Source organism: Streptomyces venezuelae, assembly GCF_008642355.1.
Classification (GTDB): Bacteria; Actinomycetota; Actinomycetes; order Streptomycetales; family Streptomycetaceae; genus Streptomyces; species Streptomyces venezuelae_B.
In genome coordinates, this window is the sequence record NZ_CP029193.1 from 1,222,184 (window position 1) to 1,236,877 (window position 14,694).

Below are 14,694 nucleotides of genomic sequence, written 5' to 3' on the forward strand. Positions count from 1 at the left end.
TGACCGGATGTGGCCCATACGAGTGAACGTGTGTGGGCTGGCTCACAGAGTGACCATTCAACATCACATTCAACCAACTTGGTCCAGACCTATTGACGCACTGGTCTAGTCCTCTTAATCTCACCGTCACCTCCGAGGAGCCGGAGCCGACGGCGTGCACGCCCGGGGCCCCAGAACGATCCACATCTCTGCCAGTTGTGTTGTTCCGCCGCTCGTGTTCCGCACCCGTCCAGGAGGCTCCCTTGCCGTCCCCCAACCGCGCGAGACCCACGCTGCTCGCGTCCGGCGCAGCCGTCGCAGGCCTGCTGATCAGCATGGTTTCCGGTGGCGCCGCCCCGGCTGCCGCCGCCGACGACACGTCCTGTCGCCCCGACGGCCTTTACCGGACGCCCGGGGTGAACGTCCCCTACTGCTCCGTCTACGACAGCGACGGCCGCGAGAAGATGGGCGCCGACCACAAGCGCCGCACCATCGGCTATTTCACGGGCTGGCGCACCGGAAAGAACGGCGAGCCCGCCTATCTCGCCAAGGACATCCCGTGGGACAAGATCACCCACATCAACTACGCCTTCGCGCACGTCGACAAGGACAACAAGCTCTCCGTCGGCTCCGACAGCGAGAAGAACGCCGCCACGGGCATGACGTGGCCGGGCGTCGCGGGCGCCGAGATGGACCCGGCGCTGCCCTACAAGGGCCACTTCAACCAGCTCACCAAGTTCAAGAAGCAGCACCCGGACGTCAAGACGCTGATCTCGGTCGGCGGATGGGCCGAGACCGGCGGCTATTTCGGTGACGACGGCAAGCGCGTGAACTCGGGCGGCTTCTACTCGATGGCCACCAACGCGGACGGCTCCGTGAACCAGGCGGGCATCGACACGTTCGCCGACTCGGCGGTCGCCTTCATCAAGAAGTACGGCTTCAACGGCGTCGACATCGACTACGAGTACCCGACCACGATGAAGGACGCGGGCAACCCGCTCGACTACTCGATCTCCAACGCCCGTCGCGGCGGCCTCGTCAAGGGCTACGCGGCGCTCATGAAGTCCCTGCGCGAGAAGCTCGACAAGGCGGGCGCGGCCGACGGCAAGCACTACATGCTGACCGTGGCGGCCCCCTCCTCCGGCTATCTGCTGCGCGGCATGGAGACCTTCCAGGTCCAGAAGTACCTGGACTACGTCAACATCATGTCGTACGACCTGCACGGCGCCTGGAACGAGTACGTCGGCCCCAACGCCTCGCTCTTCGACGACGGCAAGGACGCCGAGCTGGCGGCCGCCAACGTCTACGGCAGCTCCCAGTACGGCGGCATCGGCTACCTGAACACCGACTGGGCGTACCACTACTTCCGCGGCTCGATGCCCGCGGGCCGCATCAACATCGGCCTGCCGTACTACACCCGCGGCTTCAAGAACGTGCAGGGCGGCACCGACGGCCTGTGGGGCAAGGCGGCGGCGACCAGCTGCCCGGCGGGCTCCGGCCTCACCAAGTGCGGTGACGGCGCGGTCGGCATCGACAACCTCTGGCACGACAAGGACGACAACGGCAAGGAGTCCCCGGCGGGCTCCAACCCGATGTGGCACGCCAAGAACCTGGAGAAGGGGATCGTCGGGGACTACGTCACCAAGTACGGCTTCCCCGCCGACACCAAGCTGACCGGCACCTATGCCCGCAAGTACAGCTCCACGCTGGTCGCGCCGTGGCTGTGGAACGCGGACAAGAAGGTGTTCCTGTCCACGGAGGACGAGGAGTCGGTGGCGAAGAAGGCCGACTACGTGGTCGACCGGGGCATCGGCGGCACGATGGTCTGGGAGATGGCCGGCGACTACGACTGGAACGCCGCCAAGGGCCAGTACGAGATGGGCGACACGCTCACCTCGCTGATGCACGACAAGTTCAAGAACGCGACGCCGTACGGCGCGAAGGTCTCCAACAAGGAGCTGCCCACCAAGGCCGTCCACATCGGTGTGGAGTTCGGCGACTTCAAGCTGGGCGACTCCAACTACCCCATCACGCCCAAGGTGAAGATCACCAACAACACGAAGACGGCGCTGCCCGGCGGCACCGAGTTCCAGTTCGACTACTCCACCGCGGCCCCCGGCAACGCCTCCGACCAGTCCGGTTTCGGTACGAAGGTGATCAGCAGCGACCACACGGGAAGCAACGTCGGCGGTCTGAAGGGAGACTTCCACCGGGTGTCGCTGAAGCTCCCGGCCTGGCAGTCCCTCGCGCCCGGCGCCTCCGTGGACCTCTCCTTCAACTACTACCTGCCGGTGTCCACGCCGTGGAACTGGACGGTGAACATCAGCGGCACGACGTACGCGCTCGCCGGTGACCTGGCACGCGGCACCACCGTCGTCGAGCCGGGCGGCGGAACGGGCCCGACCGACCCGCCGGACCCGACCGACCCGCCGACGCCCGGCAAGTGCACCGCGCCCGCGTGGGCATCGGGCACCGAGTACGGCAGCGGATCGACCGTGTCCCACAAGTCCCACACGTGGAAGGCCAAGTGGTGGACGAAGGGCGATGAGCCCGGCGCCGGCGGCGAATGGGGGGTTTGGCAGGATCTCGGCGCCTGCTGACTGTCCGGAGTGCTCACGCCCGCGGGATTTGGCACCCTATGGGCGTGAGCACTGCAGCGGCACTGGCCGAGGAGTTCGAGACCCACCGCCCCCGGATGTTCGGCCTGGCCTACCGGATACTCGGCTCCGCGCAGGAGGCGGAGGACGCCGTGCAGGACGCGTATCTGCGGTGGAACGGCACGCGGCGCGAGGACATCGAGCAGCCCGCCGCCTGGCTCGCCAAGACCGTCACGAACCTCTGCCTGAACCGGCTGACCTCGGCCCGCGCCCGTCGTGAGCAGTACGTCGGCACCTGGCTGCCGGAGCCGGTCATCACCTCGGGCGGCACTCTGGGACCGCTGGAGTCCGCGGAGCAGCGGGAGGCGGTCTCCATGGCCCTGCTCGTCCTCCTGGAGCGGCTGACGCCCAGGGAGCGCGCGGTCTACGTGCTGCGGGAGGCCTTCTCCTACAGCCACCGGGAGATCGCGGGCGTCCTCGACGCGAGTGAGGCGGGCTGCCGCCAGCTGTACCGCAGGGCGGCCAGGGCGCTCGCCGACGCGCGGCCCCGGTTCGCGCCGGGGCACGAGCTGCGGCAGCGGTTCGTCGAGTCGTTCGTCGCCGCGGCCCGCGAGGGCGACGTCGTCGGCCTGGAGAAGATACTGGCCAGGGACGTCACGTGGTGGGGCGACGGCGGGGGCAAGGTCGCGGCGGCCACCACGCCGATCCTCGGGCGCGAGAACGTCCTGCGGTTCCTGGCGGGCGTCATGGCGAAGTTCGGGTCCGCGGAGGTCACGTACGCCGAGGTCAACGGCGCGCCCGCGATGGTCATGCGGACGGCGGGACACCTGACGGCCGTCGCCTCGTTCGAGGGGAGCGACGGGGTGGTGACCGGGGTCCGGTCGGTCGTCAACCCGGACAAGCTCGCCTTCGTGGAACGCCAGTTGGCGGCCGCATGACGACGAAGCCCACGGCCGCCGCGTGACGGAGCGGCTGCGCGAGGGCACGCGTGGACGTCATGGGTGCGCCCCGCGCGGCCACTGCGCGCGGGGTGACGAGCGTGCCGCCGGTCATGCCGCTGCCCGGGGCGGGGCGGGCAGGCCCGTGAGGCGGCGCCGCGGGGCTCGGAGCCCGGTCGCGGCCCGCGCCCTCAGTGACCCGCGCGCGGTCCGAACAGCTCGTCCTGTGCCGCGTCCCGCGCCGCGAGCAGCGCCCCGCGCAGCACCGCGGCCCCGCCCAGCGTGCCGGCCCGCACCTCGGTGCGCAGGGGTGACATGGCGGTGACGCGGTCCGTGACGCGTGCCGCCAGTTCCGCGCCGCCCGCGCGGCCCACCTCGCCGCCGAGGACCACGCAGCCCGGGTCGAGGATCGCGGCCATCGCCGCCGCCCCGACGGCCACCCGGTCGGCGACGGCGTCCAGGAAGGCGTCCTCGCCGGTCTCGACCGCGCGCCGCACCACGTCGGCACCGGACATGCCGGGCTCCGGGATGCCGTGCTCCGCGCCGAGTTCGCGCAGGGCACTCGCGCAGGCCAGCGAGTGGAAGCCGCCTTCGCAGCTGGTGGCCGACGGGAGCGTGCTCGTGCCCGGCACCGGCAGGAAGCCGATCTCGCCGGTGCCGCCCGACGCTCCCCTGCGCAGCACGCCGTCGAGCACGACGGCGGCGCCGACGCCGTCGCCGAGCCAGAGCAGCACGAACGTGTCCCGGTCGTGCGCGGCGCCGTCCCTGCGTTCGGCGCGGGCCGCGAGGTTGGTCTCGTTCTCCACGAGGACGCGGGCGCCGAGCCGCTCGTGGAGGGCGCCCGCGAGGCGGCGGTGCCAGGCGGGCAGCGAGGACGTGTCGTGCAGGTCGCCGGTGGCGGGGTCGATGAGTCCCGGGGCGCCGATGCCGACGGTGTGCAGGCGCTGCACGCCGCCCTCCGCGGCGGTGCGCTCGACGAGGGCGACGGCCTGCTCGACGGCGGGTCCCGTGCCGGCGCCGCCGCCGATGGGCGCGGAGGCCTCGGCGAGGACCGCGCCGAGCAGGTCGGTGACGACGACGGAGACACTCTCGGTGCGCACGTCGAGCGCGGCGAGGTGGGCGCGGTCGGCGACTATGCCGTACAGGCGGGCGTTCGGGCCGCGCCGTTGGGCACCCGCCTCGCCGACGACCGTGATGAGCCCGGAGCCCTGGAGCCGCTCGACGAGATCGGCGACGGAGGGCCGTGACAGGCCGGTGAGCTGCTTCAACTGGTTCGCGGTGAGCGGCCCTTCGCTCTGCAGGAGCCCCAGCGCGAGCCGGTCGTTGATGGCTCGGGCGGTACTCGGTGAGGCGGGCGACACAGGCATGGCCGGATCCTCCCACAGGAACCTTCTATTTATCAGGCAGGGTTCCTGATAGTTTACGTCGCCGGATCGGGACAGCACTCGGGAGGGCGGAGCGGGATGAGTGAAGTGGGCTACGACAAACAGCGGTTGAAGCGGGCGCGGCTCGCCGTCGCGGCCGTCTTCTGCGTGCACGGCGCGGTCGCCGGGTCTTTTGCCACGCGGGTGCCCTGGATCCAGGACCACGCAGGCGTCAGCGCGGGCATGCTCGGCCTCGCCCTGGCCTTCCCCGCGATCGGCGCGTCCGTCGCGATGCCGCTCGCGAGCCGCATCAGCCACCGCTTCGGGGCCCGCAACGCCCTGCGCGGCCTGCTCGTCATGTGGACGCTCGCGCTGATCCTGCCGGCGCTCGCGCCGAACCTGCTCACGCTCTGCCTGGCGCTCTTCGTGTACGGCGCGACCTCCGGCATGTCCGACGTGACGATGAACGCGATCGGCGTCGAGACCGAGGCCCGCATGCGGAAGTCGATCATGTCGGGCCTGCACGGCATGTGGAGCGTCGGCGCCCTGATCGGCTCCGCGGCGGGCACGGTCGCCGCCCACCTCGGCTCGGACGCCCGCCTCCACCACCTGCTGGCCTCCGCCGCACTGACCGCGCTCGGCCTCGTCGCCTGCCAGGGCGTCCTCGACCTGCAACCCGAGCCGGAGGAGGAAGCGCCTCCCCGGTTCTCGCTGCCGCCGAGGTCGGCGCTGCTCATCGGCGCCGTCGGCTTCTGCGCGGTCTTCGCGGAGGGCGCGAGCCTCGACTGGTCGGCCGTCTACCTGCGCGACGTCCTGGACACGTCGGCCGGTGTCGCCGCCGCCTCCACCACCGGCTTCACGCTCACCATGGCCGTCGCGCGGCTCGCGGGCGACGCGGTGGTCGACCGGTTCGGGGCGGTGCGCACGGTGCGGGCCGGCGGTGTCCTCGCGGCGGTCGGCGGGCTGCTCGTCGTCCTCGCCACGCATCCCGTGATGGCCATGGGCGGGTTCGCCCTGCTGGGCCTCGGCATCGCGGTCGTGGTGCCGCTCGCCTTCGCCGCGGCCGGGCACAGCGGCCCCAACCCCAGCCAGGCCATCGCGGGTGTCGCCACCATCACGTACACATCGAGCCTCATCGCCCCCTCCGCGATCGGCGCGCTCGCCGAGGCCACGAGCCTCGTGACCTCCTTCGGCCTGGTGACGCTGCTCGCCTGCGGCCTCACGGTCTTCGCTGGCGTCCTGCGCACGGGCGGCCGCAAGGCCGCTCAGGCGGCGCCGGCGGACACGGCAGCCCATGGACCGAGGTCCTGAGCCGCCGAGACGTACGTCCCGATCCCCGCGAGAACAGCCCTCGCGCGTCAGAACCCGCACTTACGTCGAACTAACATGGCGTCGATCATTTCCGGCCACCCGGCCGGCCCCGGCTCGGCGCACAGAAAGCGACTGACTCACCATGGATCTCGGCGTGCGCTGGAAGCTGCACGGCGACGGGCGCACCCCCGCGCCCGGAGCCGTCGTCCGTCCCGACGAGCGGCTCTCCTGGCCGCGCACCTTCGGGCTCGGCGCCCAGCACGTGGTCGCGATGTTCGGCGCGTCGTTCGTGGCCCCCGTGCTCATGGGCCTCGACCCGAACCTCGCGATCATGATGTCGGGCGTCGCCACCGTCATCTTCCTGCTCGCCACGCGCGGCCGGGTCCCCAGCTACCTGGGCTGTTCGCTCTCCTTCGTGGGTGTCGCCGCGGTCATCCGGGCGCAGGGCGGCTCCAGCGCGACGGTGACCGGCGCGGTCTTCGTCGTCGGCGCCGCGCTGTTCCTGGTGGGCCTCGCCGTGCAGAAGTTCGGGGCGCGGATCATCCATGCCGCGATGCCGCCGATCGTGACCGGCGCGGTCGTCATGCTGATCGGCTTCAACCTGGCGCCGGTCACGGCGTCGACGTACTGGCCGCAGGACCAGTGGACGGCGCTCCTGGTGATGCTCTTCACCGGCCTCGCCGTGGTGTGCCTGCGCGGCTTCTGGTCGCGCATCGCGATCTTCCTCGGCCTGATCTTCGGGTACGGCATCTCCTGGGTCTTCGACCAGGTCTTCGGCAAGATCCACTCGGCGGACGCCTCGGGCAAGGTCGTCGACCACTGGCGTCTGGACCTGTCCGCCGTGGGCGACGCCGACTGGATCGGCCTGCCCTCCTTCCACGCGCCGAGCTTCGAATGGTCGGCGATCCTCGTGGCGCTGCCCGTCGTCATCGCGCTGATCGCCGAGAACGCGGGCCACGTGAAGGCCGTCGGCGAGATGACCGGGGACAACCTCGACGACAAGCTCGGCACGGCGATCTCCGCCGACGGCGCCGCCTCCATGCTCTCCACCGCGGTCGGCGGCCCGCCCAACACCACGTACTCCGAGAACATCGGCGTGATGGCCGCGACCCGCGTCTACTCCACGGCCGCGTACTGGGCGGCGGCCTGCTTCGCCCTGCTCTTCGGGCTCTGCCCCAAGTTCGGCGCGGTCGTGGCCGCGATCCCCGGCGGCGTGCTCGGCGGCATCACCGTCATCCTGTACGGCATGATCGGCCTGCTCGGCGCGCAGATCTGGATCAACGCCAAGGTCGACCTGCGCAATCCGCTGAACCTGGTGCCGGCCGCCGCGGGCATCATCATCGGCGTCGGCGGCGTCTCCCTGAAGTTCACCGACACCTTCCAGCTGAGCGGCATCGCGCTCGGCACGATCGTCGTCATCACGGGCTACCACGTGCTGCGCGCCTTCGCCCCCGCCCACCTCAAGTCCCAGGAACCGCTCCTGGATTCGGGCACGTCGACGTACGACGAGGAGAACCGCGAGCGCGGCTGAAACCGTTGGACGTGGTGCGTCACGCCTGATTAGGGTGCGCACCATGTCCACTCCCGAGTCCGACAGACTCACGCCACCGGTCGTCCGGTGGCTTCTCGCGCCACAGCGCTGACACGCCGGCCCCCGGGGCCGCCGCCGCCACCGGATCACCGCCCCCGTGCCCTGATCCCTTTTGATCCACATCGTGGTTGCGGAGTCCTGCTGTGCCCTTTGCCCTGTATCTCCTCGGGCTCGCCGTTTTCGCGCAAGGAACCTCGGAGTTCATGCTGTCGGGGCTGATCCCCGACATCTCGCGCGACCTGTCCGTCACCGTTCCGGCCGCGGGCCATCTGACCTCGGCGTTCGCCGTGGGAATGATCGTCGGCGCACCGCTGATGGCCCTTCTGAGCCGCCGCTTCGCCCGCCGGAGCGCGCTCCTGGTCTTCCTCGTCGCCTTCCTGCTCGTCCACGTCGTCGGCGCGCTCACCACGAGCTTCGCCGTGCTGCTCGTGACCCGCGTCGTCGGCGCCCTCGCCAACGCCGGGTTCCTCGCCGTCGCGCTGGTCACCGCCACGGACATGGTCGAGCCCGACGCCAAGGGGCGCGCCACGTCCGCGCTGCTCGGCGGCGTCACCGTCGCCTGTGTCGCGGGCGTGCCCGCGGGCGCGCTGCTCGGCGAGGCCTGGGGCTGGCGCTCCGCGTTCTGGGCGGTGGCCCTGCTCTCGCTGCCCGCCGTGCTCGCCATCGCGCGAGCCGTGCCGGCCGGGGCGCCCGACCTCGGTTCCCCGCGCGCGCTCGGGGAGCTGCGGGCGCTGCGCGGCCCGCGGCTCCTCGTGACGCTGCTGCTCGGCGCGCTGGTCAACGGCTCGACGTTCTGCACGTTCACCTACCTCTCCCCCGTCGTCACGCGCGTCTCCGGTCTCGGCTCGGGCTGGGTGCCCGCGATGCTCGCCCTGTTCGGCGTCGGCTCGTTCGTGGGCGTCACCGCGGCCGGGCGCCTCGCCGACGTACGGCCCATGCCGGTCCTGGTGTTCGGCTCGCTCGCGCTGCTCACCGGGTGGGCCCTGTTCGCGGTGACGGCGTCGCGTCCGGTGGCGGTGGTCGTCCTGGTCCTCGTCCAGGGGGCCCTGTCGTTCGGCGTCGGTTCCACGCTGATCGCGCGGGCCCTGTACGCGGCGGCGGAGGAGGCCCCCCACCTGGCGGGCGGGTTCGCGACGGCCGCGTTCAACGTGGGCGGCGCCCTCGGCCCGTGGCTCGGCGGCCTCGCGATCTCCGCGGGGCTGGGATACCGCTCGCCGCTCTGGCTCAGCGCGGCGCTGGTGGCGGTGGCGCTGGCCGTCGGAGGTACGGCGCTCGGGCTCGCCGGAAGGCGCCGCTCGCCGACGGAGGTCACCGAGGCCCGCGCCCGCTCGTAGCCGCACGCGGGGGTGGGCGTGCCGGGTCGCGTCCACTCCCCGCCCGTCGCGCACGCCGCCCGTTCCCTCGTTTCGGGGAAGCGCCCGGTGCGCTGGCGTCCGGGGCGGGCCGGGGCTGGGAACCTGCCCCCATGGCGCAGGTGGAGCGTTTCGCAGAGTTCAGGGCTCCGGCCCGCGGGGCCGACGACGTCGACGGCGTGCTGGCGCGGATGCGGGCGCTCGGCGCGGACTGGCCGCCGCGTGATGGGGTCGCCGTCTTCAACCGCGTCTACCTCACGGTGACCGAGGAGGTCGCCCGGCGCCTCGGCGGCGGCGCCTTCCCCGACGTACACGCGGCGACGACCCTGGCCGTCCGCTTCGCCGAGCGGTACCTCACGGCTGTCGACGCGGCGGCCGAGGGGCGCCGGCCGCCCGCCTGTTGGCGCCCGCTGTTCCAGTACCGGCGCCATCCCGGCGTCCATCCGCTGCAGTTCGCACTCGCGGGCATCAACGCGCACATCGGGCACGACCTCGCGCGTGCCGTCGTGGACAGCTGCCGCGTGCTGGGGTGCGAACCGGCCGATCTGGAGGACGAGTTCGACCGTGTGGGCGACTCGCTCGTCTCCCTGGAGGAACGCATCCGCGAGGAACTGATGCCCGGCCCCGACTTCCTCCAGGTCGGTGACCCGCTGACGCACCTCGCCGGTTCCTGGAGCCTGGAGCGGGCCAGGGACGGCGCCTGGGCGTCGGGGCGGGCCCTGTGGGCGCTGCGCGAACTCCCGTGCGTGGCGGAGGAGTTCGGGGAGCGGCTCGACGGGGCGGTGGGTCTGGTGGGCCGAATCCTGCTGACGCCCCTGCCGGACTGACGACGATCGTTGTACGTTGAAACGACCGTTCTCGACGTACCCGACGCGGACGTACCCGACGCAAAGGAGCACCGGCATGGCGACCCCACTGGGACTGAGCCTTCCGCAGGGCAGTCAGTACGCCATCGGACGCGACGTCCCCGCGGTGGCGCGGGCCGCCGAGGACATGGGCTACGAGAGCCTGTGGGTCTACGAGCGCATCCTCTACCCCGAGCCCGCCACGCAGGGCCTGTACGGAATCCCGGGCCGCCCCTGGCCCGACGCGTACCGCTCGGTCGCCGACCCGCTGATCACTCTGACGCTCGCCGCTGCGGCCACGGAACGGGCCCGCCTCGGCACCAGCGTGCTGGTCGCCCCGCTCCACGTCCCCTTCCAACTCGCCCGTTCCCTGGCGTCGCTGGACGCGGCGAGCGGCGGCCGGGTCGTCGCGGGCTTCGGCACGGGCTGGTCGCGCGACGAGTACGCGGCCGCCTCCGTCGCGCCCTATGAGCGGCGCGGCAGGACCCTGGACGAGCTGCTGGACGTCTGCCGCGCGGTGTGGGGCCCCGACCCGGTGGCGTACGAGGGTGAGCTGACCACCATCGCACCGTCCGTCGTGCGTCCCAAGCCCGCCCGGCCGATCCCCATCCTGCTGCCCGCCAACAGCCCCCGCGCCCTGCGCAGGCTCGTCGACCGCGCGGACGGCTGGATGCCGGTGGCCACCGGCCCCGAAGCCCTCGCCGAGCAGGCCCAGGCCCTGAAGGACATGGCCGCCGAGCGGGGACGCACCCGCCCGGTCCGGACCGTCCTGCGGGCCAACACGCGGTACACGCCCAAGGCGTACGAGGGCGACCGCCGTGCCCCCTTCCAGGGCAACGTCGCCCAGATCGTCGAGGACCTCGGAGCACATGCCGCCACGGGCGCGGTGGACGAGATCCTCATCGAACTCGCGGGCAGCACGAGGGACGCCGGGGAACTGAGGGACGTGGCGGCGGAGGTGTACGGGGCGGCGAGGGCCGCCGGGGTCTGACCGGCGGCTCCAGGACCGTCAGTCCTCGGGCAGCTCGACCGGAGCAATCGAGTCGTACACATCCCCCGGCCCGGGGTTGGTCGCGTCCGTGGCACCGCCGAAGTGGTGCATGACGCCCCACACCGCGTTCAGAGCGGTCTGCACCGCCCCCTCGGCCCATCCCGCCGTCCAGGAGATGTCGTCGCCCGCGAGGAAGATCCCCCGCTTGTCCTCGGGCAACGAGTCCTGCATGAAGTGGGTGAACAGGCGCCGCTGGTAGCGGTAGTGACCCGGCAGGTTCGCCTTGAACGCGCCCATGAAGTAGGGCTCGTTCTCCCAGGACACGGTCACCGGGTTGCCGATGATGTGCTTGCGGATGTCGACCTTCGGGTAGACCTCGCCGAGCGACTTGAGCATGACCTCCATGCGCTCGTTCGCCGACAGCGGGAGCCATTTCAGGCTGTCGTCGCACCAGGTGTAGGAGAGGCAGATGACGGCGGGCTTGTCCGGCCCGTCGTCGAGCAGGTAGGTACCGCGCGTCATGCGGTCGGTGAGCGTCATCGACATCACGTCACGGCCGGTCTCCTCGTCCTTGTCCAGCCAGAACGGCCGGTCCACCGGGACGAACAGCTTCGACGACTCCATGTAGTGAGTCCGCTCCATCGCCGTCCAGTGGTCGATGGGGAAGAGCGAGTCGTCGCACTCGATCTTCGAGAGCAGCATCCACGACTGGGCGGTGAAGATCGCGGCCTGGTAGGTGCGGATGTCGCCGGACGCGTCGGTGACCGTCACGCGGTTCCCGGCGGTGCGGTTGAGGCGGGTCACGGCGGGCTTCGGCGCCCCGCCCTCGTGCAGCGAGGACAGGGACGTGCCCGGCTCCCAGTGCACGATCTTCTGCGGCTGGCGGTCCCACAGGCGCAGCGGCAGCTGCTGGCTGCCGCCGACGATGCCGCGGTGGTGGTCGTCGGCCTCGGTGTAGACGACGCGCAGGATCTCCAGGATGGAGTTCGGGAAGTCGGTGTCCCAGCCGCCGGTGCCGAAGCCGACCTGGCCGAAGATCTCGCGGTGCCGGAAGGACTTGAACGCCTCGGAGTCGCAGAGGAAGCCGTAGAACGTCTGGTTGTCGAGCTTCTCGACGAGCTTCGACCAGATCTCGCGGATCTTCGGCACGTCGCGCTCGCGCAGGGCGCGGTTCATGTCGGAGAAGTCCGCGCCCTCTTCGAGGCAGTCGGCCCACGCCTTCGCGACGTCGCGGTAGACCTGCGGCAGGTCCTCGACGGTTTCGGCGTAGTGCGACTCGCCCTTGAGGTCCACGACGGTGGAGGGGGTCGACTCGGCGAGCGGGTTGGGGAACGGGCTGGTCTTGAGGCCCACCAGGTCGATGTAGTGCTGCAGCGCCGTCGACGACGGCGGGAAGCGCATCGCGCCCATCTCGGCGGTCAGGTCGCCGTCGCAGCCCTCGAAGCCGACGGTGCGCAGCCGTCCGCCGATCTGGTCGGCCTCGTAGACGACGGGCTTGAGGCCCATCTTCATCAGCTCGTACGCGGCGATGATGCCGGAGAGACCGCCGCCGATGACGGCGACCTCGGTGCCGTGCTCGGTCGCGGGTATCTGGCCCAGGCCCGCGGGGTGGGCGAGGAAGTCGTCGTAGGCGTACGGGAAGTCCGGACCGAACATGGTGATCGGCGGCTGGGCGTCGGTGTGCTGGATGGCCGTGGGCACAGTGGACGTCATGGGGTACGGACTCCTTGCGGGGGAACTGGAGCAGAAGGCTGCGGGGGGGGGAGGCTCAGGCTCGGACGAGGGACGCGTACAGGCCGGGGCGGCGGTCGCGCAGGTACGGGTTGTTCTCGCGGGAGGCGCTCAGGAACTCCGGGTCGACGTCGCCGAGGACGAGTTCCTCGCCGCGGCCCGCGCGGGCACGCGACACGCCGTCGGGTCCGACCAGCGTGGAGAGCCCGACGAACTCGAACTCGCCCTCGGGGCCGACCCGGTTGACGTAGGCGACGTACAGCTGGTTCTCGAAGGCGCGCACCGGCACGAGGGACTCGGCGACGAACTGGAACGGGTGCATCTGCGCGGTCGGCACGACCAGCAGGTCGGTGCCCGCGAGGGCGTGCGCGCGGACGTTCTCCGGGAACTCCACGTCGTAGCAGATCATCAGGCCGACCCGGACGCCGCCGAGCTCGGCCTGGACGACGGCCTGCTCGCCCGGGGTGAAGGAGTCGCGCTCGAAGCCGCCGAAGAGGTGGGTCTTGCGGTAGTTCGCGAGGCGGGCCCCGTCCGGGCCGATCAGCTGGACGGAGTTGAAGACGAGGTCGCCCTCGCGCTCCGGGTAGCCGTAGGCGACGCCGACCCGGTGGCGGGCCGCGATCTCCGCGACGGCCTTCGCGGACTCCCCGTCGACGGGCTCGGCGAGCCGGGCGATCTCGTCCCCGATCGCGTATCCCGTGAGGTACAGCTCGGGCGCGATGAGCAGCCCGGCGTCCGCCGCGGCGGCGCGTCCGGCGGCCTCGTCGAGCGCCGCGAGGTTGGCGTCGACGGATCCGGGCCGCCCGGAGCTCTGGAGCAGGGCGGTGCGCAGCGCAGGCATGGCGGAACCTCGGGGCGTACGAAGGGGAAGGCGGGGTCGGTAAGACGGTACGGTCGGCGGCTGTGCCCGGACAAGGCGCGACCGTTGCGGGCAGCTGCGTGATCCGTTGCGCGTGACGGGGTGGGCGCGGCGATTCGTTGCGTCCTCGCATGGGCCCCGGGTGTAAGGGGTGTCCTCCTGGGGGCGCAGGGCGCGGACGGGGCTCCCCGCCGTGCGGCGGAGGAGGAGTGCGGCCCGTGGCCGGACGTGCCGGATGCCCCTTCCGCGAGAACGTGACGCCCGAGGACGTGACGTTCACGTTCGACGCTCATCTGGCGGCCGAGGACATCAAGGACCCCTCGAAGGCGACCGGCACCTTCCACTTCGTCCACCTCGACGAGCCGGGCGGCGAGGGAGGCTGGGCGAAGGGCCGTATCGACTGCCTGATGACGGGCGGCAAGGTGGCCACGGCGACCGGAGTGATCACCGAGACGAACCTGCCGGACACCGAGGGCAAGCGGGTCGGCTTCACGGTCGACGACCGGGGGCGGCAGGACCGCGTCGGCTACAGCTGGGCGGCCTACGGAGCCACGCAGGGCCGGCCCGGCACCCTCGCCAAGTGCGCGAGCTCGGCCCCGTACGAGAAGGTCAGGAAGGGCGCGGGCGACTTCCACGTCGTCCCGTGGCAGGTCCCGTACCCGGAGCCGCGGGGCTCCTAGGCGGGCGAGCCCGAGGAGAAGCGGCGCATCAGGGGCGAGAGCACGAGCACGGACTTCGTCCGCTCCACGAACGGCTCCCCCGCGATGCGCTCCAGGACCCGCTCGAAGTGCCGCATGTCCGCGGCGAAGACCTGGACGATCGCGTCCGCGTCACCGGTGACGGTGGACGCGGACGCGATTTCCGGGTAGCGCTCCAGGCCCCGCTGGATCGCCTCCGGTGAGGTGTTGCGGCGACAGTAGATCTCGATGAACCCCTCGGTCTCCCAGCCGAGGGCCGCCGGGTCCACGCGGACCGTGAAGCCGGTGATGGCTCCGGTGGCCCGCAGCCGGTCCACGCGCCGCTTCACGGCGGGCGCGGAGAGTCCGACCAGCTGGCCGATGTCGGCGTAGGAGCGGCGGGCGTCCTCGGCGAGGGCGTGCACGATGCGTTCGTCGAGATCGTTCAGTCGCACGGGG

General features: G+C 71.6%; 12 protein-coding genes. 8 read left to right on the forward strand and 4 right to left on the reverse strand.

The features are described 5' to 3' along the window. Positions 1-242 precede the first annotated feature (242 nt). Complete coding sequence (locus tag DEJ47_RS05690; RefSeq protein ID WP_150165538.1) at positions 243-2,579, forward strand: chitinase C-terminal domain-containing protein; 2,337 nt, start codon at positions 243-245, stop codon at positions 2,577-2,579. Between the two features lie 38 nt (positions 2,580-2,617). Then, positions 2,618-3,514, forward strand: coding sequence for an RNA polymerase sigma-70 factor (locus tag DEJ47_RS05695; RefSeq protein ID WP_150165540.1), 897 nt, complete (start codon positions 2,618-2,620; stop codon positions 3,512-3,514). Between the two features lie 191 nt (positions 3,515-3,705). Here DEJ47_RS05695 and DEJ47_RS05700 read toward each other — a convergent pair whose 3' ends face one another. After that, a complete protein-coding gene (locus DEJ47_RS05700) occupies positions 3,706-4,881 on the reverse strand; it encodes an ROK family transcriptional regulator (RefSeq protein WP_150165541.1) in 1,176 nt (391 codons plus the stop codon). Between the two features lie 96 nt (positions 4,882-4,977). On the opposite strand from DEJ47_RS05700, the gene DEJ47_RS05705 reads away from it, so the two are divergent. From DEJ47_RS05705 to DEJ47_RS05725, 5 genes are all read left to right on the forward strand, one after another. After that, positions 4,978-6,189, forward strand: coding sequence for an MFS transporter (locus DEJ47_RS05705; protein ID WP_150165543.1), 1,212 nt, complete (start codon positions 4,978-4,980; stop codon positions 6,187-6,189). Positions 6,190-6,331: 142 nt separating this feature from the next. Next, the gene (locus DEJ47_RS05710) at positions 6,332-7,720 is read left to right on the forward strand and encodes a uracil-xanthine permease family protein (RefSeq protein WP_150165545.1); all 1,389 of its coding nucleotides are present in this window, start codon (positions 6,332-6,334) and stop codon (positions 7,718-7,720) included. 203 nt (positions 7,721-7,923) lie between these two features. Then, positions 7,924-9,114, forward strand: a complete 1,191-nt coding sequence (locus DEJ47_RS05715) for a Cmx/CmrA family chloramphenicol efflux MFS transporter (RefSeq protein WP_150165547.1) — start codon at positions 7,924-7,926, stop codon at positions 9,112-9,114. A gap of 131 nt (positions 9,115-9,245) precedes the next feature. Continuing rightward, positions 9,246-9,959, forward strand: a complete 714-nt coding sequence (locus tag DEJ47_RS05720) for a DUF5995 family protein (protein ID WP_150165549.1) — start codon at positions 9,246-9,248, stop codon at positions 9,957-9,959. Positions 9,960-10,035: 76 nt separating this feature from the next. Continuing rightward, positions 10,036-10,968 (forward strand): LLM class F420-dependent oxidoreductase, encoded by a 933-nt coding sequence (locus DEJ47_RS05725; RefSeq protein WP_150165551.1) that lies wholly within the window; start codon positions 10,036-10,038, stop codon positions 10,966-10,968. 18 nt (positions 10,969-10,986) lie between these two features. Here DEJ47_RS05725 and DEJ47_RS05730 read toward each other — a convergent pair whose 3' ends face one another. Both DEJ47_RS05730 and DEJ47_RS05735 read right to left on the reverse strand, forming a co-directional pair. Then, entirely contained in the window at positions 10,987-12,681 is a 1,695-nt protein-coding gene (locus DEJ47_RS05730; protein ID WP_150165553.1) for a flavin monoamine oxidase family protein, read from the reverse strand. Positions 12,682-12,736: 55 nt separating this feature from the next. After that, the gene (locus DEJ47_RS05735; protein ID WP_190415293.1) at positions 12,737-13,540 is read right to left on the reverse strand and encodes a carbon-nitrogen hydrolase family protein; all 804 of its coding nucleotides are present in this window, start codon (positions 13,538-13,540) and stop codon (positions 12,737-12,739) included. A gap of 236 nt (positions 13,541-13,776) precedes the next feature. Here DEJ47_RS05735 and DEJ47_RS05740 point away from each other — a divergent pair, with 236 nt between their 5' ends. After that, entirely contained in the window at positions 13,777-14,238 is a 462-nt protein-coding gene (locus tag DEJ47_RS05740) for a hypothetical protein (protein ID WP_150165555.1), read from the forward strand. Here DEJ47_RS05740 and DEJ47_RS05745 read toward each other — a convergent pair. Continuing rightward, the gene (locus DEJ47_RS05745; RefSeq protein WP_055564807.1) at positions 14,235-14,690 is read right to left on the reverse strand and encodes an Lrp/AsnC family transcriptional regulator; all 456 of its coding nucleotides are present in this window, start codon (positions 14,688-14,690) and stop codon (positions 14,235-14,237) included. The genes DEJ47_RS05740 and DEJ47_RS05745 overlap by 4 nt on opposite strands. Positions 14,691-14,694: the final 4 nt, after the last annotated feature.